Source organism: Acinetobacter sp. AB03, from assembly GCF_058107045.1.
Genome location: NZ_JBUEBA010000002.1, coordinates 1,488,744 through 1,507,223, shown reverse-complemented (window position 1 = coordinate 1,507,223; position 18,480 = coordinate 1,488,744). Strand labels below are relative to the sequence as shown.

At 40.6% G+C, this 18,480-nt stretch carries 19 protein-coding genes; 8 read left to right on the top strand and 11 right to left on the bottom strand.

Annotated elements, in window-relative coordinates; translation table 11 throughout:
- Positions 1–32: 32 nt before the first annotated feature.
- A complete protein-coding gene (locus tag ACY3FQ_RS07660; protein WP_489773796.1) occupies positions 33–1,751 on the bottom strand; it encodes a glutamine--tRNA ligase/YqeY domain fusion protein in 1,719 nt (572 codons plus the stop codon).
- Positions 1,752–1,986: 235 nt separating this feature from the next.
- On the opposite strand from ACY3FQ_RS07660, the gene ACY3FQ_RS07655 reads away from it, so the two are divergent.
- Both ACY3FQ_RS07655 and ACY3FQ_RS07650 read left to right on the top strand, forming a co-directional pair.
- A complete protein-coding gene (locus tag ACY3FQ_RS07655; RefSeq protein ID WP_004696971.1) occupies positions 1,987–2,496 on the top strand; it encodes a peptidylprolyl isomerase in 510 nt (169 codons plus the stop codon).
- Positions 2,497–2,585: 89 nt separating this feature from the next.
- A complete protein-coding gene (locus tag ACY3FQ_RS07650; protein ID WP_489773795.1) occupies positions 2,586–3,305 on the top strand; it encodes a UDP-2,3-diacylglucosamine diphosphatase in 720 nt (239 codons plus the stop codon).
- A 62-nt stretch (positions 3,306–3,367) separates the two neighbouring features.
- Here the strand turns inward: ACY3FQ_RS07650 and ACY3FQ_RS07645 are convergent, their stop codons facing one another.
- On the bottom strand, positions 3,368–3,595 hold the full coding sequence (locus ACY3FQ_RS07645; RefSeq protein ID WP_176537599.1) for a transposase: 228 nt from the start codon (positions 3,593–3,595) through the stop codon (positions 3,368–3,370).
- A gap of 417 nt (positions 3,596–4,012) precedes the next feature.
- Here ACY3FQ_RS07645 and nfsB point away from each other — a divergent pair, with 417 nt between their 5' ends.
- Together nfsB and ACY3FQ_RS07635 are read left to right on the top strand one after the other, a co-directional pair.
- Positions 4,013–4,666, top strand: coding sequence for an oxygen-insensitive NAD(P)H nitroreductase (gene nfsB, locus ACY3FQ_RS07640; protein ID WP_126036716.1), 654 nt, complete (start codon positions 4,013–4,015; stop codon positions 4,664–4,666).
- Between the two features lie 101 nt (positions 4,667–4,767).
- On the top strand, positions 4,768–5,001 hold the full coding sequence (locus tag ACY3FQ_RS07635) for a hypothetical protein (protein WP_279741024.1): 234 nt from the start codon (positions 4,768–4,770) through the stop codon (positions 4,999–5,001).
- Here the strand turns inward: ACY3FQ_RS07635 and ACY3FQ_RS07630 are convergent.
- The 4 genes from ACY3FQ_RS07630 to ACY3FQ_RS07615 form a co-directional block, all read right to left on the bottom strand.
- Entirely contained in the window at positions 4,961–5,818 is an 858-nt protein-coding gene (locus ACY3FQ_RS07630; protein ID WP_489773794.1) for an EamA family transporter, read from the bottom strand. The two genes, ACY3FQ_RS07635 and ACY3FQ_RS07630, sit on opposite strands and share 41 nt — an antisense overlap.
- 93 nt (positions 5,819–5,911) lie before the next feature.
- A complete protein-coding gene (fba, locus tag ACY3FQ_RS07625; protein WP_004984718.1) occupies positions 5,912–6,949 on the bottom strand; it encodes a class II fructose-bisphosphate aldolase in 1,038 nt (345 codons plus the stop codon).
- 121 nt (positions 6,950–7,070) lie between these two features.
- Positions 7,071–7,346, bottom strand: a complete 276-nt coding sequence (locus ACY3FQ_RS07620; protein WP_126036722.1) for a hypothetical protein — start codon at positions 7,344–7,346, stop codon at positions 7,071–7,073.
- A 149-nt stretch (positions 7,347–7,495) separates the two neighbouring features.
- Positions 7,496–8,686 carry a phosphoglycerate kinase gene (locus tag ACY3FQ_RS07615; protein ID WP_058869696.1) on the bottom strand — a complete coding sequence of 397 codons (1,191 nt, stop codon included), beginning with the start codon at positions 8,684–8,686 and terminating at the stop codon, positions 7,496–7,498.
- Between the two features lie 139 nt (positions 8,687–8,825).
- Between ACY3FQ_RS07615 and ACY3FQ_RS07610 the strand changes: the two genes are divergently transcribed.
- Together ACY3FQ_RS07610 and ACY3FQ_RS07605 are read left to right on the top strand one after the other, a co-directional pair.
- Positions 8,826–9,212, top strand: a complete 387-nt coding sequence (locus tag ACY3FQ_RS07610) for a DUF2237 family protein (RefSeq protein ID WP_004984725.1) — start codon at positions 8,826–8,828, stop codon at positions 9,210–9,212.
- Entirely contained in the window at positions 9,209–9,802 is a 594-nt protein-coding gene (locus tag ACY3FQ_RS07605; protein WP_126036723.1) for a Maf family protein, read from the top strand. The genes ACY3FQ_RS07610 and ACY3FQ_RS07605 overlap by 4 nt, the downstream gene beginning before the upstream one ends.
- A gap of 374 nt (positions 9,803–10,176) precedes the next feature.
- Here ACY3FQ_RS07605 and ACY3FQ_RS07600 read toward each other — a convergent pair whose 3' ends face one another.
- Positions 10,177–10,338, bottom strand: a complete 162-nt coding sequence (locus ACY3FQ_RS07600; RefSeq protein ID WP_279043775.1) for a hypothetical protein — start codon at positions 10,336–10,338, stop codon at positions 10,177–10,179.
- 193 nt (positions 10,339–10,531) lie between these two features.
- Here ACY3FQ_RS07600 and ACY3FQ_RS07595 point away from each other — a divergent pair, with 193 nt between their 5' ends.
- Complete coding sequence (locus tag ACY3FQ_RS07595; protein ID WP_489773793.1) at positions 10,532–11,698, top strand: ribosomal protein uL16 3-hydroxylase; 1,167 nt, start codon at positions 10,532–10,534, stop codon at positions 11,696–11,698.
- Positions 11,699–11,724: 26 nt separating this feature from the next.
- Here ACY3FQ_RS07595 and ACY3FQ_RS07590 read toward each other — a convergent pair whose 3' ends face one another.
- Both ACY3FQ_RS07590 and ACY3FQ_RS07585 read right to left on the bottom strand, forming a co-directional pair.
- The gene (locus tag ACY3FQ_RS07590; RefSeq protein ID WP_489773792.1) at positions 11,725–13,623 is read right to left on the bottom strand and encodes a sensor histidine kinase; all 1,899 of its coding nucleotides are present in this window, start codon (positions 13,621–13,623) and stop codon (positions 11,725–11,727) included.
- Entirely contained in the window at positions 13,620–14,306 is a 687-nt protein-coding gene (locus tag ACY3FQ_RS07585) for a LuxR C-terminal-related transcriptional regulator (protein WP_489773791.1), read from the bottom strand. Before ACY3FQ_RS07585 ends, ACY3FQ_RS07590 begins: the two co-directional genes overlap by 4 nt.
- Positions 14,307–14,604: 298 nt before the next feature.
- Between ACY3FQ_RS07585 and ACY3FQ_RS07580 the strand changes: the two genes are divergently transcribed.
- Positions 14,605–16,275 (top strand): FMN-binding glutamate synthase family protein, encoded by a 1,671-nt coding sequence (locus ACY3FQ_RS07580; RefSeq protein WP_489773790.1) that lies wholly within the window; start codon positions 14,605–14,607, stop codon positions 16,273–16,275.
- A gap of 59 nt (positions 16,276–16,334) precedes the next feature.
- Here the strand turns inward: ACY3FQ_RS07580 and ACY3FQ_RS07575 are convergent, their stop codons facing one another.
- A complete protein-coding gene (locus tag ACY3FQ_RS07575) occupies positions 16,335–17,366 on the bottom strand; it encodes an alpha/beta hydrolase (protein ID WP_004696940.1) in 1,032 nt (343 codons plus the stop codon).
- Positions 17,366–18,478, bottom strand: a complete 1,113-nt coding sequence (locus ACY3FQ_RS07570; RefSeq protein ID WP_259233872.1) for a YdcF family protein — start codon at positions 18,476–18,478, stop codon at positions 17,366–17,368. Before ACY3FQ_RS07570 ends, ACY3FQ_RS07575 begins: the two co-directional genes overlap by 1 nt.
- Positions 18,479–18,480 lie beyond the last annotated feature (2 nt).

Here is an 18,480-nt window from a genome sequence, read left to right as displayed (position 1 = left end):
CCTTATATCTATCCACATCAAGTAAACAGCGCTTATTTAGGCTTAAAGCTGTCTTTTAAGTCTAAAATACGGTTAAACACAGGTTTTTCTGCTGTATGGTCGTATTGATCTGCAACAAAATAACCTTCACGTTCAAATTGGAAACGGTCTTCAGGCTGTGCTTGCGCCAATGCAGGCTCAATCACCGCGTGTACAATTTTCAACGAATCAGGGTTCAAGTTCGCTAAGAAATCTTCACCCACTTCAGGGTCCGACTCTGTAAACAGGCGATCATAAATACGCACTTCAGCAGGAATACCTTTGGTCGCAGATACCCAATGAATTACCCCTTTAACTTTACGACCTTCTGGATTTTTGCCCAAAGTTTCAGGGTCGATTGAACACTTCAACTCAACCACTTCACCGTTTTCGTCTTTAATTACTTCATCACACTTAATGACATAAGCATGACGCAAACGCACTTCACCACCCGGAATTAAACGCTTGAAGCCTTTTGGTGGTTCTTCTTCAAAGTCTTTACGGTCAATGTAAATTTCAGAGGTTAACGGAATCACACGCTCACCCATGTCTACATTTGGATGACGTGAATGAGTTAAATCCATATCGTTAGGCAAGTTGGTGAGGGTAACTTTAAGTGGGTTCAACACCGCCATACCACGCGCCGCAACATTTTCCAAAGACTGACGAATACAGTATTCAAGCATTGCAACATCAACAATACCATCTGACTTCGAAACACCAACACGCTTACAGAAGTCACGTAGGCCTTCAGGGGTAAAACCACGACGACGCATACCTACAACGGTTGGCATACGTGGGTCATCCCATCCATTGACATAACCACCTTCAACCAATTTACGCAATTTACGCTTAGAGGTAATGGTGTAGTCGATATTTAAACGGCTAGATTCATACTGACGTGGTACTGCTTCAGAATGAACTTTTTCAACCACCCAGTCATAAAACGGACGGTGATCTTGAAATTCCAAAGTACATAATGAGTGAGTAATGCCTTCAATTGCATCGGATAATGGATGCGCATAATCGTACATTGGGTACATTTTCCATTTATCACCTGTTTGGTGATGCTCTGAATGGAGTACACGATACAAAATAGGATCACGCATATGCACATTTGGAGATGCCATATCGATCTTGGCACGCAGAACAGCTTCACCTTCTGCAAACTCGCCATTGTTCATTTTTTCAAAACGCGCAAGGTTTTCTTCAACTGAAGTATCGCGGTAAGGCGAGTTTTTACCTGGCTCAATAAAGTTACCACGGTTCAAACGAATTTCTTCAGGTGACTGCAAATCCACATAAGCATCACCCTGTTTAATCAGTTGAATCGCCCATGCATGGAGTTGATCGAAATAGCTTGATGCATAGCGCGGTTCGCCATTCCACTCAAATCCTAACCATTTAACGTCGTTGGCGATCCCATCTACATATTCTTGTTCTTCTGCATCTGGGTTAGTGTCATCAAAACGTAGGTTACAAAAACCATCAAACTCGTTGGCAATACCAAAGTTTAAGCAAATCGCTTTCACGTGGCCAATATGTAAATAACCATTCGGCTCTGGCGGGAAACGCGTGACTACTTTTTGCGTACGACCTTCAGCCAAATCTTCGGTAATCACTTGGCGAACAAAATCTAAGCCTGGCTGTTGTTCTTGCTGCGCTGCGACAGAGGCATTGTTACTTGGTGTCGGGTTATTTGGCAGTGTTGAAACAACATCATTCGGCTTCATAGTTTAAAAATCACTTTGATGAAAAAAATTAAGGAAAAATAGGGTCCTGCTATACGAGCATAATTCTAACTGATCTATCAGTCGATTTATGAATATTTTACAGCCCCTTAAACGATATTTGATCTATTTTACAAAGAAAATAACGTTTTTACTTGCCTTGTAGTTTACAGTTTGCTTATGCTTCTCACAACCAAAAAACCCATGGCTTTGATGTCCATGATTAGGAGATTACACAATGAGTTTTCCTCAAGTCGAATTAAACACCAATAAAGGTCGTATTGTTCTTGAACTTAACAACGAAAAAGCACCAATCACTGTTGCTAACTTCTTAGAATACGTACGTGACGGTTTCTATGACGGCGTAATTTTCCACCGCGTGATCGATGGCTTCATGATCCAAGGTGGTGGTATGGATGAAAACTTCAAAGAAAAAGCAACACGTGATGCAATTGAAAACGAAGCTGATAACGGCTTAACCAATGACCTTGGTACAATTGCAATGGCGCGTACACAAGCACCTCACTCTGCATCTGCTCAGTTCTTTATTAACGTGGGTAATAACTCTTTCCTTAACCACTCTGGCAAAAATGCACAAGGTTGGGGTTATGCAGTTTTCGGTAAAGTAACTGAAGGCCTAGACGTAGTAAACGAAATTAAAGGTGTTCGTACTGGTAACCGTGGCTACCACGCTGACGTTCCGCTTGAGAACGTTGTGATTGAATCTGCTAAGATCATTTCTGAATAAGAATCCCTCCTAACCTCCCTTTAATAAAGGGAGGAAATCCCTCTTTTAAAAGAGGGATTTAGGAAGATTAAATTAAAATGGAAACTTCCGTGACCTATTTGTTTATCGCTGATTTACACTTGTCACCAGATCACCCTCGACTCGTTCGGGGGTTTTTAGATTTATTAGATGCTTATAAAAACCAGAATACCCAACTGTATATTTTAGGCGACTGGTTCAATGCATGGATCGGCGACGACTACACAGCCCCTTGGCTAGATGAAATCATTCGCGCCTTAAAACAATTTTCAAATGCAGGCAATCACATCTATTTCTTAACAGGTAACCGTGATTTTGCCCTAGGACAGCAGTTCCTCGACCAATTTAATGGTCAACTGTTAGCCGAAGTATGCACACTCAAACTTTCAGATCACACCATTCGTATTGAACATGGTGATTTGCTCTGCACGGATGACGTATCCTATCAGCGTTTTCGTAAAATTATCCGCAATCCACTTCTGCTGAAGTTTTTAAAAAGTACACCTCTTGGTTTTAGACAAAAACTGGCCAATGGGTTCCGTAAAAAAAGCCGTCAAGCACAACAGTTTAAAAGCTATGAAGTCATGGATGTGAATCAAGATGCTGTTCAAGCAGCATTAAGCAATGCGGATTTACTGATTCACGGACACACCCATCGTGCCAATATTCATGATATCGATGGGAAAAAGAGAATTGTACTCGGTGACTGGAAAGAAGATTCCGCTCAGATTTTAGAAATTAATGCGAATGGTCATCTACAAAATTTGGCATTAAAAAAATGGCAGTATTAATGCCATTTTTTTACTATACCAATCAATATTATACATAATGCTAACTCAAGTACTTACCCGCCTTAATTCAACTCATTTAGACGGTACAATTGATTAACACCGGTATAAAAACTCAAACCATCTAAGTTCATTGGAAGAGTTTCTCCAGATTCAAGTTGAATCATATGCCCCACTTCAACCCAAATTAAACCGTGATTTGTATTCTGTTGACGTTTAAGTGGCACCAATTTTACATTGATTTCACTACCATTTACGGCTGTAGCAACACGCCATGTATCTAAAGTTGTCAAAATTTTAACTCACTAAGTGAGCTTTTTGTGATGGAACAAAGAGATTAATAAAACGGGTTTTGAATAATAATTCTGTAGTTACAACGATGATATTCAAGCCAAATGCCTGAACTCAGATAGATCACAATCAGCTATATCATAGAAAAGTAGGAACAATACCTACTCGTAGTCTGCATTATACTAGGTTGTCAAGATTTAAGCAAAAGTAGCCCATTTTTTAATAGAATCACTTTTTTATTATTTTATCTGTTTGAAATAAAAAACTTTTCATATAAATACTTTATTCACAGGCGCTTAAATGCGTTTTCAGCCAGTACACATATTCAACTAAAATCTAAGTCTGTTAGAGTTGTAGCGTGATCACAAGTCTCCTTTCATCGGTTAGAATGAGACATCAATAATAAATTGAGTGCGATTATGGATCTGCTAAATATTTCAAAAAGTCGTTATACCACCAAAGCTTATGACCCAAATAGAAAGATCCCTCATGAACAGTTTACTCGATTATTAGAAATTCTCCGCTTAACGCCATCGTCTATCAACATCCAGCCTTGGCATTTTTTCATTGCAGAAAACACAAACGCCAAAGAACGAATTGCAAAAGCACTGGTGGGTAAATACGCATACAATGCTCCCAAAGTACTAGATTCATCACATACAATTTTATTTTGTACCAAAGCCGATATTTCTGAGCAACATTTGGAAAATTTATTGCATCAAGATGACCTACATGGTCGTTTTAAAGATGAGGCAGCTAAACAAGGCCAAAAAGACAGTCGTTCAGGTTATGTCAACTATTACCGCAATGAAAAAGGTGATGTACAGCGTTGGGCTGAAAACCAAACCTTTATTGCTTTAGGTCAAATTCTATTGGCTGCAGGTATTGAAAAAATTGATGCGACGCCAATTGGTGGTTTTGATGAATCCATTATTAGTGAAGAGCTAGGTTTAACCGAACAAGGTCTAGTCCCTTCTGTATTGCTCACACTAGGCTATCGGAGTGATGCCGACTTCAATGCAAAATTGCCAAAGTCTCGTTTAAGCAAAGAAGATATTTTCACGCAGCTGTAATGCTATTTGTATATAAAAGGGACTTCAGTCCCTTTTATATTTTGGGCCTGAAAATTGCTTCATCATTTTCAATATCAAAAACAAAAATAGTGAGGTTGCTGATGTCTGTTAAGCCCAATATGCGGATGAAATTTGAATGTGCACACTGTAATAAAATCTATTTAGGTCAGTATCAACATATTATGCGCCCTCAATATCCCGATTGCCCCAGTTGTGAGCAACCAGGGCTGTTATTAGGAATTGCAGTGATTGAAGATCTGTTCAAGCACCCTTTTTCCTTTGTGCAGAACTATTTTAAACAGACATTGCATAAGCTAAACAAGCCACGCTTGTAATACCCAACACCAATCCGATGACTGTTGGGAATTTGAGCTTCTCTTTAAAGAAAAGTAGTCCGCTGAATACGCCTAACAGCACCACCATAATATTCATGCCCGCAAAGACCACTGCTGGGCTGTCCTTGAGTAGCAGATGAGCTTTGACATAAAGTGCGATATTGGCAAAGTTCAACACCCCAAGACATAGACCTGCCACGACGTTCTTGGTTAAGCCGATATTTTTCGTAGTCACGGCAACATAACCAACTGACAGCAAAAATGCACAAATAAACATCAGGTTTAACGCAACGGAAAACTGCACACCCAGCCCTGTTGTATATTTGAGTAAGACATCAATCAGCGCATAACCAAACCAGACTAGTGCTAAATACCACACAGCCTGTTTTTGACCTTCTCCACCACCAGAGGCATTGGTAAATAAAATGCACATCACGGCGGCAAGCCCCAAGACTACCCCGACAATTTTGAGCTGACTAAACTGTTCTTGAAAAATAAAATAAGCCGCCAATAAAGATAAAATCACCGACAAACGCTGTGCGATTTCTGTTTTGACAATGCCTGCATATTGTAAAGACTTGGCTAAAAATAAGAATACACTCGGCAACAAGACACCAAGCGCGACAATCAGCCACCACGGAGTATTTGAAATAGAAACGTGGCTTAGATCAGGTTTAAACCAGAAGTAACACAGTAAACTGGCTGAAGCATAGTTCCAGCTAATCATCTGGATCGGATCAAATCCTTTGTTTTTGCCCCATTTTAAAAGAATGGAGACCACCACACTACAACAGGCCGCAGCAAATATCAGTTCCATAGTACACTCTTATTATTGTCGCCTCGAATATAAACACACATAGAAAAGCCCACATCAGGGTGGGCTTTTCCAATATAAATTATTCAAAAAGAATTATTTATAACGATCAACCATTTTCTCTAAAGAAATTGGACGAATCTTATCGGCATTACCCGCAGTACCAAATGCTTCATAACGGTCAACACAAATTTGTTTCATTGCATCTACAGTTTTCGCGAAGAATTTACGTGGGTCAAATTCGCTTGGTTGTTCAGCCATCATACGACGCATTGCACCAGTCGATGCTAAACGCAAGTCTGTATCGATGTTGATTTTACGAACACCGTGCTTAATTGCTTCAACCAATTGCTCAACAGGAACACCATAAGTTTCTTTGATGTCGCCGCCGTACTGGTTAATGATCGCTAACCATTCTTGAGGAACAGAGCTTGAACCATGCATGACAAGGTGGGTATTTGGAAGCGCCGCATGAATTTCTTTAATGCGGTCAATTGCCAAAATATCGCCTGTAGGTGGACGCGTGAACTTGTATGCACCGTGAGAAGTACCCACTGCAATTGCAAGCGCATCTACATTAGTATCTGCAACGAACTGACGTGCTTCTTCAACAGAAGTTAAAAGTTGAGAATGGTCAAGAACACCTTCAGCGCCTACGCCATCTTCTTCACCCGCCATACCAGTTTCAAGGCTACCTAAACAACCGATTTCCCCTTCAACTGAAACACCGCATGCATGCGCCATTTGTACTGTACGACGTGTTACATCAACGTTGTATTCATACGTTGTTGGTGTTTTACCGTCTGCCCCCAATGAACCATCCATCATCACAGATGAGAAGCCCAATTGAATTGAACGTTGGCAAACGTCTGGATCTGTACCATGGTCTTGATGCATTACCACTGGAATGTGTGGCCATTCTTCAATTGCAGCCAAAATAAGATGACGTAAGAATGGAGCACCTGCATATTTACGCGCACCCGCTGATGCTTGTACGATAACAGGTGAATTTGTCGCATCTGCTGCAAGCATGATTGCGCGCATTTGTTCTAAGTTGTTTACGTTGAATGCTGGTACGCCGTAAGCATGTTCGCCGGCGTGATCCAAGAGCTGGCGCAATGAAATAAGAGCCATAATGTCCTCCCAGTTGATGCGACATATTCTACATGCTCAAAGGTTTCAATTCAGCAACAAATAACACTATTTAAAAAAAATCCCCGCAATTGCAGGGACTTTTTACGAAATTCGCGTGTATTTAGTGTGCTGTAGCTGCCGAAGCCTCTACCGCAGTATCCGCAGTTGCAGCATCTGCAGGTGCATTTGCAACTTCAGCAGGAATGTCTTTGTTCTTTTCATCCAATTCTGGCTGATCAATCGCATCAATTGCCGCTTGTTGTTCAGCCGTTACAGCTTCTTCAACTGCTGCTGTTTCAGATGCCGCAGCGGTTTGCTCTGGTGCTTCATTTTTCTTACAAGCAGTCAGTGCCAATGGTGCTAACAAAAGTGCAGCAAGGGTCATTTTTAAATTCATAATGTTTTCCTAGAACAGATGATTTAATGCCCTGTAGTTTATTTCAGCATTATTTCATTTTCATGACTGAATGATGAATAGATTTGTTAAGCTCATAAAAAAAGGTTGACCGAAGTCAACCTTTTTACAACAACATGAGCACACAATAATTATTGTGCACGCTCAATCAGCGCTGCAACTGCTGGAAGTGTTTTACCTTCGACAAACTCAAGGAAAGCACCACCACCGGTTGAGATATAACCAATTTTGTCTGCAACTTCATACTTATCAATAGCAGCTAAAGTGTCACCACCACCTGCAATAGAGAAGCCAGCAGATTCAGCAATCGCTAAAGATAAAGTTTTTGTGCCTTCGCCGAATTGATCAACTTCAAATACGCCCACTGGGCCATTCCAAAGAATCGTTTTCGACGTTTTTAGAATGTCTGCAAATGCTTTTGCCGTTTCTGGACCTACATCCAAAATCATGTCATTGTCAGTCACATCTTCAACTTTTTTCACGACAGCTTTTGCTGCTGCCAATGAACCTAAGAAGTCTGCAAAATCGATTTCAGAAGCATCTGCTACTACAACATCCGTTGGAAGCGGTACAGAAACTTTTGCCGCAATTGCCTTTGCTGTATCGATCAAATCATTTTCACACAATGATTTACCGACATTGAAGCCTGCTGCTGCCAAGAACGTATTGGCAATACCACCACCCACGATCAATTGATCGCAAATATCAGAAAGTGATGTCAACACATCTAACTTAGTCGATACTTTAGAACCCGCAACAATAGCAACCATTGGTTTTTCAGGTGTTTGTAATGCACGGCCAAGTGCATCTAACTCAGCCGCCAATAAAGGACCAGCCGCCGCAACTTTCGCTAAACGTGCCACACCTTCAGTTGATGCTTCTGCACGGTGCGCTGTACCGAATGCATCCATCACAAATACATCACAAAGGGCTGCATATTTTGCCGCAAGTTCTGGGTTGTTTTTCTTTTCACCTGCGTTAAAACGGCAGTTTTCAAGGAGTACCACTTGACCTGCTGCAACTTCAACACCATCAAGGTAATCCGTCACTAATTGAACGTCTTGACCCAGTGCTTCAGTCAAATACGCAGCAACAGGTGCTAATGATTGTTCTGGTTTTGGCTCACCTTCAACTGGACGACCAAGGTGAGAATAAACCATTAGGGCTGCGCCTTGTGCTAACGCTGCTTTAATTGTTGGTAAAGCGGCACGTAAACGTGCATCGCTTGTAATCACACCATTTTTAACAGGAACGTTTAAATCTTCGCGAATAAGAACACGTTTACCCGTTAAATCGAGGTCAGTCATACGCTGAAAATTCATGTAGAGCTCTCTTTCTATATATATAAATCGCGTCGATTTTAAATGATTATGCAGAAAAAGGTTAGCTTCTTTTGCAGAAAAGCAAACGAAAGGCAAAGTTTTGCTATCATAGTGAAAAGTCTCACTAGATTTAGCATTTATGTCTATTCATCCTGATCCAAATCTAAACCGTTTAAACGTTTTGGGTGAACCTTTAGCCAGCTGTTGTTATTCCCCGATCACAGGTTATTTCCGTAATGGTTTTTGTCATACAGCACCTTCCGATTTGGGACAACACACGATCTGTGTCGAAATGACCTCTGAGTTTTTAAATTTTTCTCAGCGAGTGGGTAATGATCTCATTACCCCTGTGCCTGAAGTTGACTTTCCAGGTCTACAGCCTGGCGATTTTTGGTGTATCTGTGTGACCCGTTGGGTAGAAGCTTATCAAGCCGGTTTTGCGCCTCCTGTTAAAGTTCAAGCTTGCCATCAAGCTGTACTGTCCTATGTCCCGCTGAATGTGCTTATGGAATATGCAGTCGAATGAATACTTCAGAAATTATCTTGGCATCAAGCAGTCAAACTCGTAAAGACCTCATGAACCGTTTACGTCTAGACTACCGCTGCGTTGTCCCTGATATAGACGAATCACCTCGTGGTGAAAGCCATGCCGATGATTTAGCCAAGCGACTGGCTTTTGAAAAAGCGCATGTCATTGCATCTCAAAACCCTGAAGCGATCGTGATTGGTTCAGATCAGGTGGCATGGCGTGAAGGTGCACCCGATATTTTTATTGGTAAGCCATTGAGTACTGAAAAAGCCATTAAACAGCTACAGGCCAATTCGGACAAAATTGTCTATTTCAGTACCGCACTCAGCGTGCAGCAACATTCAACAGGCTTTGAGCGTAGTCTGGTTGAACACTATAAAGTTAAGTTCCGTAAATTGGGACTGCCTGAAATTCAGCGTTATGTTGAAATTGAACAGCCACTGATGTGTGCAGGAAGCTTCAAGTGTGAAAGCCTTGGTATCAGCTTATTTGAACAAATGATAGGACAAGATCAAACCACGTTGATGGGTATGCCTATGATTCAGTTGTGTCATATTCTGCGTGAATTAAAAGTGCTTGTGCCTTAATTCTGTAGCAGTATTTTTAGTTGGTTCCCCAATAAATTGAACAGCAGCAGATGTTGTTGTTCAATTTTGAGCATTAAATGTAACAACAGCATGAATAAAATATATAGCCAATCGCTCAAAGACTTTTAGACGAATTTGCTGAGAGATAAGCTTGAATGAGTCGTTTAAAGTACATTCGAATGAATAGACTACGGTATAGCCCAATGACCATAAAAAGAATAAGAAATGAAAATAGACCAATATTATTAGGGTCAAAGCTACTCACACTTTCCCTCTATCTAAAGAAATATTTGACAAATAACAATGCCAATACCAAATAGCCATACCACATTTTATTATATAGCGGATGATCTTCAGCGAGCCTTTTGGCTTGTCTAAAAGTAAGATAGCTGATATTGCGGCACCTTAGCCAAATCTTTTTTTTCGTATATCCTATCGATTGAGGATGATTTTTTCGCTAATTTGGACTGACTTTTCTCTCTTTCTTTTTGCAATATCTCATTCGCCATTTTCTCGGCATCTTCTTTACTTAACATTATTTTTCTTCACTATATTTTAGACCTATTATGCTGTAAAAATTTTGATGCCTACAATCATAGCGACTGAGACAAACTCAATTTATTTAAATCAACCAAGCGCATTTAAATAAATCTAACGATACTTGCACATAGACCTTCGATCATAAGACAATAGTCACAATATTGTTTTAAATTTGCTTAGGCTATTTCCATGTCCCAATCTCTTGATGTTCTTGGCGGTATTACAGCTGAACAATTCCTTGCCGAATATTGGCAAAAAAAGCCATTATTGGTCCGCAACGCGCTGCCTGAAATTATCAATATTTTAGAACCTAGCGATATTATGGAACTGGCTTTAGATGAAAATGTCACAGCTCGTCTCATCAAACAAAAAGACCGTGACCCAAATCAGTGGTCGGTCAAATCTTCACCGCTGTTAAAAGCTGATTTCCAAAAGATGCCAAAACTCTGGACTTTATTGGTTCAAGCCGTAGACCACTACTCTTTTGACTTAGCAGCACTGTGGAAAAAATTTCCTTTTATTCCGCAGTGGCGCCGTGATGACATCATGGTGTCTTATGCACCTAAGGGTGGCTCTGTAGGAAAGCATTTTGACTTTTACGATGTCTTTTTAGTTCAAGGTTATGGTCATCGTCGTTGGCAGTTGGGTCAAATGTGCGATGCTGAATCTGAGATTGTTTCAGGCCAACCTTTAAAATTACTGCCTGAAATTGACGTACATTTTGACGAAGTATTAGCGCCAGGTGATCTACTTTATGTACCACCGGGTTTATCACATTATGGTGTAGCTGAAGATGACTGTCTGACCTTCTCTTTTGGCTTCCGTATGCCAAACGTCACCGACATGGTAGACCGTGTAGGCGACAAACTGTCTGATAACGCGCTACTGCGTAATCCTTTGCTCGATATTGTCCGTGACCAACAAAGTCCGATCGGTCAATTAACACAAAACGAATTGGATTATTTAAAGGCAGAAATTTTGGCTCAACTGCAAAACTCAACTTTGCTTGAAGATGCCATTATGACCTTGATGTCAGAGCCAAAGTACCCTGAAAATATTCCTGAAGCTGAAGAAATTGGCACAGGAGATTTAGAAGGTGTTTTAGACCAAGGCTATCAGCTGATCTTAGAACCCGCTTCTCGCCTACTTTATACTCACGATGAAGATGAATTCTTATTTTGGGCCAACGGTGAAGGGCTATGCATTTCAGAGCAATTTGCACCATTACTTAAGAATTTAGCAGATGGTGAAGCACTGTTACTTGATGAAAGCTTATATGATGCCGATATTCTAGAAGACATTGCAATGCTGATGAACGAATCCGTCTTAATGCTACTCCCACCTGACGAAGCTTAAGCAAACCAAGTGCTGAGGAATCTAATCTACTCAGCACTTTCTCCCTCACCAAACCTTAAACTGGCAATAATTTTGGTACAGCCTTTTTCAGATTCGATATTGAGCTCAGCACCAATTTTTTCTAAACGCATTTTCATACTGCGCATACCAATGCCCATCCCGTGGTTAAGCACACACTCCACATTAAAACCTACGCCATCATCCTGAATAATCATGACCAAGTGAGTTGTACTTGGATAATACATTTTTACATCAATATGCCGTGCTTGGCTGTGCTTCATAATATTGGTCAGACTTTCTTCAAGCACACGAATTAAAGTCAAACATTGTAGTGCCGTCGGTTGTATTTCCCATGCCTCCGGAATGCTCCAAGTCGCCTCCATATCTAGCTCATCCATGATCTGACTAAACCGATGCCGAACAGGAGCAATCCATAACACAGGATTATCTGGCGTTTTGTTATTGGTTAAAGAACCACTATCAATAATTTGTCTTAAATCATCTCGAAGCAATTTGAGGATGGATAAAAATTGTTGATTCGACATGGTGCTGGAGCTCTGATCCACCAAAATCATGGAACGAACCAAAGATGCACCCAAACCATCGTGCAAATCATGTGCTAAATGAATACGCTCTTGTAAGCGGACATTTTCAAGCTCTAATTGGTGTCGAGCATATAAACTAGAGGACAGATTACTGGTCACAAAGCTCACTCGTTGCTCAAGCTCACTATTAAATCTTTGTATTTTTTTAATATTTTTATCTAAACGTGTTGCAAGAATAATCACAATGAAAAAAGTGATCACCGGTGAGGTATACGGCGACAAAGGCTGATGGTCATTAATATGCCCATCAAAAAGTAGTGAAATATCGTAAAGCATAACGATAAGAATCACACTTAAACAAACCACCAACAAGATATAATCACGGCGCTTGGTCTTATAAGCACGATAAATCACAAAGCAGAATGATGCGATAAATAATGCAATACATAACAGGAAAATCACAGCAAATACGATATTGACCATCAAGCTCGGGATAAACAAGATAGTGACAATACACACTGCAGCAACTAAAAATAAGGTTTTCTCTAACTCAGCAAACTTTGTCTTCACAAAACGCAGCAAGTAAATGCAAAAGCAAACATTGTATAAAACAAAAAAAGTCAGGTTAGTTTTCATGACCCACAAGGAGTTTGGATATGGAAACACTTCTCGATTGATGACATTCCAAATAAACAATACCCAAAACAAACAGCTAACAGAAAACCACAGAAATGTCGTTTCATTGCGTCTAAAAAACCAAATGACAAAGCACACCAAGCCTAAGGTGGTGGAAATAACTAAGTTGACTTGAAACAGCGCCCTTTTATTCCAAAGTCGTTTTTGCTGCTTATCATATGCTGTTGTGATATCAGAAAATTCTAGATTACCTAAACCCGGACTTTCATAACTATTACCAACCACATACACCCAAATGTCATTGTTTTTTTGTTTTAAGCTTTCGACAGGAAGGATCCAAAAACGCGGGGTATTCCAACTTTTGGATAGAGGCTCAACTAAATGCTTATCTTTCCAAAGTAAATTTCGATTAAAAAAAACAGCGCCTGCGCTACTCATGCCTTCAACAGAAAATGCTAAAGGCTGCTTCAGTTCATTACTGTCGTTACAACTCCAATGCCAATTAAAATGATACCAAACGCCGCCATCGTAATGTGGCCAGCGTTCTGTCCACACGTCAGGGTTTTTGACCTCTACCCATCCCGTCTTCGGAACAACATCGATAGAACTTGTTTTCACCGCAGAAATTTTATCGACATTCACTTTACAGGTTGGACTAACAGCAAAGTTTGTTTGTGCGGAACTGGCAAAACTAAGCACACACAAACACAGTGTGACAAAAATGCTCAGCCAGCCATTTCTCATAAAATACCTAAAGAACGCGCAGTGCTGACTGCTTTGGTTCTTTTTGAAACAGAAAGCTTGCGGTAAATATGCTTAATATGGCTTTCAACGGTATAGCGCGAAACAAATAATTGCTCAGCAATTTCGCGGTTACTCAGGCCTTGCGCCACCAAGTTGAGAATTTCAGTTTCTCGATTGGTCAGTTGGTCATAGTCCTGACCATATAACTGCTCTACACGCTCAGTTTGGGGGGTATTTGAGGTTGAGATTTGATTTAAAATTTCGCGAGCAATAAAGGGGTCAATCGGTGCACCACCGCGCAAAATACTCCGTATGGACATCAGCACTTCAGCATCATCACGTTCTTTCAATACATAGCCATTCGCTCCAGCCTTAATCGAGGCAAATAAACTTTGCTGTGTACTCCATGCCGAAATCACCAAAATTAAGGCGCTTTCGTCTATCTCTCTAAGTTTTTCAATTAAGGTAATACCATTTCCATCGGGCAACCCTAAATCAACTAAAGCTAAAGAAATCGGTTGTGATGCAATGATTTGCATGGCTTCAGCTAAATTTTTAGCAAAAATCAGCATATCTTGACTATAGCCCAGCTCCGACAGGATCAGATCTAGGCGCGAGCGAATCATGGCTTCATCTTCCACGATTAAAACAGGTGCAGGCAAAACAGTTTCCTTATTTTTCACTGAAGCTTCCCCTTTTTCTTATCATTCTTCAACCACACTATACCGATGCAAGCTTGGCCTAACCTATCCCTAGAAGTAAGTAATTTATAATTTTTTCTTTTGAACAATAAGCGCTTGTTCATATTCATTTTATATACTTTAAATTCTGAAAGATATCAATCTGTATAAAATTTATCCGTAATTTTAATATTGGATTCCTCCTGCAAATAATAACGGGCTTAACAACAATTTATTACTTGTAGATGAAATAGAGACTTGGCACATTAGGTCTAAACAATCAGGAAGGATGCCCAGCCATATGTCTAGCCCTGCTCAATCCATACGTCATAAATTACTCAATACTTTTTTTTCACGGCACTCCATTTGGCTATTGTGTATTTTTATTTTTTTAAGCATTACTTTTTTTCATTATAGCCATACCCCCATCTATATTAATTATTTTATTTCGGATACTTTACTGAACAGTATTTGGCTAATCACAGGTTTACTGAGTCTTGTTGGCTTGCATGATGTTTTACAAAATAAACATTCGATCTTAAAGAACTACCCGATCATGGGGCACTTTCGTTTTATTTTTGAAGATTTCCGCCCTGAAATTCGCCAATATTTTATTGAGGCCGATCAAGACGCACTGCCTTTTTCGCGTATGCAACGCAGTTTGGTCTATCAACGTGCAAAAAACCAAAATGCAGATAAACCCTTCGGCTCCATTATCGATGTCTATGCAGACAATTACCGCTTCATGACTCATTCACTGAGCCCATGTACACCTGCTGACCCTAAAACCTTCCGTATTTTGGTGGGCAATTCGCAATGCTCACAACCTTATAGTGCTTCTATTTTCAATATTTCAGCCATGAGTTTTGGAAGCTTGAGTGCCAATGCCATTCGCGCTTTAAACAAAGGAGCGCAAATGGGTGGTTTTTACCATGATACTGGCGAAGGCAGTTTAAGTCCGTACCATCTTGAATATGGAGGTGATATTGTTTGGGAGTTAGGCAGTGGTTATTTTGGTTGCCGTACCCTTGATGGTCAATTTGACCCTGAAAAATTTGCCGTTCAAGCCAAACGACCTCAAGTCAAAATGATCGAAATCAAGCTCTCTCAGGGAGCAAAACCCGGTCATGGCGGGATTCTACCAAAAGATAAAATTTCTGAAGAGATTGCTGAAATACGTGGAGTCAGTCGCGATCATGACTGTGTTTCTCCCTCAAGTCACTCTGCTTTTAAAACTCCAATTCAGATGATGCATTTTATTCAAAAACTGCGTGAGTTATCTGAAGGCAAACCTGTCGGCTTCAAGCTTTGTATTGGCCAGCCTTGGCAGTTTATGAGTATTGTCAAAGCCATGCTACATACTCAGATTATTCCTGATTTTATTGTGGTAGATGGTTCAGAAGGCGGGACTGGTGCAGCGCCTATCGAGCTGATAGATAATATGGGCGTACCACTACGTGAAGGCTTACTTTTTGTACACAATACACTGGTCGGTGCCGGTTTACGTGATCAGATCAAAATTGGTGCCAGCGGCAAATTGGTGAGTGCCTTTGATATTGCCAGTACCATGGCAATTGGTGCAGATTGGGTGAACTCTGCACGAGGGTTTATGTTTGCGGTGGGTTGCATTCAAGCACAAAGTTGTCATACCAACCAATGCCCTGTTGGTGTCGCAACGCAAGACAAAGAGCGTCAAAAAGCAATACATGTGCCCACAAAAGCCGAACGCGTTTTGCATTTTCATGACAACACATTAAAGGCACTTTCAGAAATGATTGCTTCAGCGGGCTTAAAACATCCAGCAGAAATTAAAGCACGCCATTTAGCGCAGCGTATTAATGACCGAGAAATTCGAAACTATGCGCAGCTACATTTTTGGTTAAAAGATGGTGAACTGCTGTCTTGTGAAAATAAAGATGAAGAGAACTTCTATTTCCGTATGTGGAATATGTCCAAATTAGAACATTTCTAAATAAAAAGGAGGCTCTATCAGCCTCTTTTTTTATTTTCGATAACAGAAATCACAGAATGTTAGTAATAACCACTCGATGAACCCTGCGCATGTAAAAAGGCTGGAATTAGACCTGTTAATGCCGCACGAATATCTGAACGTTCATTGATCAATTGATGTGAACCTTCCTCCAACATCAATAAAGTTTGTAAGCGGAACTTTTCACGAATAAACTCAATGTTATAACGCCAGTCTACCGTCTGATCCAGCGCACCTTGGGCTAACCAGACAGGAATGCGGCAGGCTGGGCGCTGCTCCATTTCCAACATCCATTTGGACATAGCCAAAATCCAATCCATACCCATCATGCGAGGTTGTAGCGGATCTTTTAAACGAACAAAGCGTAAGAACTCTGGGTTGTGATTATTCCGCCTAAAATGACGCGGCACTTGACGTTTAATCCGACGAATAATGCCTAATCCAACCGAGTTATGCCACCAAGCGGATTTTGCAGGTCGAATGAGTGGCGACAACAACAAAACACGTTGCACATAAGGGTTTTCACGGCGTTCGGCAAACTCAAGCAAATGATGCATCAAAATTGCACCACCCGTGCTCTGTCCTATGCCTAGCCACGGTTGCGGTAACTGTTCTGCATGTTTGACATAGCGCACCACAGCATGTAACACATCTTGATAATGATCAAAATTTTGGATATTCGCAGGTGATCCATCACTGAGTCCATGCCCCGGAAGATCATAGGTCAGTACACTAAAGCCTTGTTCAAGCAACTCTTTAATAATGGGTTGATAAATTCCGCTATGCTCTAAATAACCATGCAACAGACAGACTGAACCTTTGATTTTTTCAATTTTTGGTGCAAAAACTTGGACATGCAGCTTAAACAAAGGCATTTGAACATAACCTTGCCAGTGATCACAGTCCAACGCATCTAAACCATATAAACGACGATAAGACACCATCTCCACCGATGCTTCATACGGCTGGTTTAGATTCAAAGGCATTAAAAGCTGTGGTGTCGTCTCACGGCTCGGCACAGGAAGTTCAAGTTGTTTGAGTACGGAAGGATTTAAAAAAGGAAGTTCAGGCATTATGGAATCTCCCTACAGTCACTCGAACCCAACAGTACATCGCGTATCGTTGCGAGCATTTCATAATTGGCACGGCGACTATGATCATAATTTTGTTCACTTGGACGCCATTGGGTTAATTGGGTCGGCATAGGTGCCTCAATCGGCTGTGTTTCGATACCATTTAAAGCAAATAAACGGCGTGTACGTGGCATATGATATTGATCTGTAATCAAAATCACTCTAGGTGCACCACCTTTTTTCTGCAACAGCAAAGAGCTAAAGCGTGAGTTTTCGCAAGTATTCATACTGCGGTCTTCAAGCAATTTCGCATCGACTCCACGTGCCTTTAACCATTTTTGCATATACGGGGCTTCGACACCGCTAAGCACAATGGGGAGCTTGAACTGTTGTTCGACCTGCAATGTGGTTTCAAGACGTAATCGCGTATATTCATTCACCACAATATCTTTACGATTTTTGTCTAAAGTTAATCCACCACCCAAAACAACTATGGCATTCGGCATGTTTAATGCCGCTTTTCTCTCTTCATTTTGTGCATGTATTTGTGCGATGTCCTGATAGATTTGTTCATCTATCGGCTCTTCCTCTACAGTCTCAACTTTATGTGTTTTTAAAAAGTCGAGATAATGTTCCATCAAGGCTTTATTTTCTTTGCTATTCAGCTCTAGTAGTTCTTTGACATTTTCGGTCGGATCAACCTCAGAACTTGCTGTCTCAACCACCAAAGGAATTTGAGGCTTTTGCTCTTTTTCTTGCTCTTCACGCTGTTCAGAAATAATTAACTGTTGCAGTGCTTTATAACGTGCCTGAATCGTGGTTAGGTTTTGCGAATTATGTTCTTGGATTTGCTCTTCCATCAACTGTAAGTACGCTTGACGAGCAATCCATAAATCAGAACCCGGTTCTAAGCTTTCTTGCTCACTGAGTGCTGCCATTTTTTGACTTTGTGCTGCAACTTCATTGACATCTACAGGGACAAAGGCATTCAATGTCGCCACAATCAGCTTAGAATAAAAAGGTGTATAAATAAAAATCATTAAACAGCCGAAAAATGCAAACAGCACCGAAGTGATTTGCATTAAACGCACCATTTTATGGGTTTTACTCATAC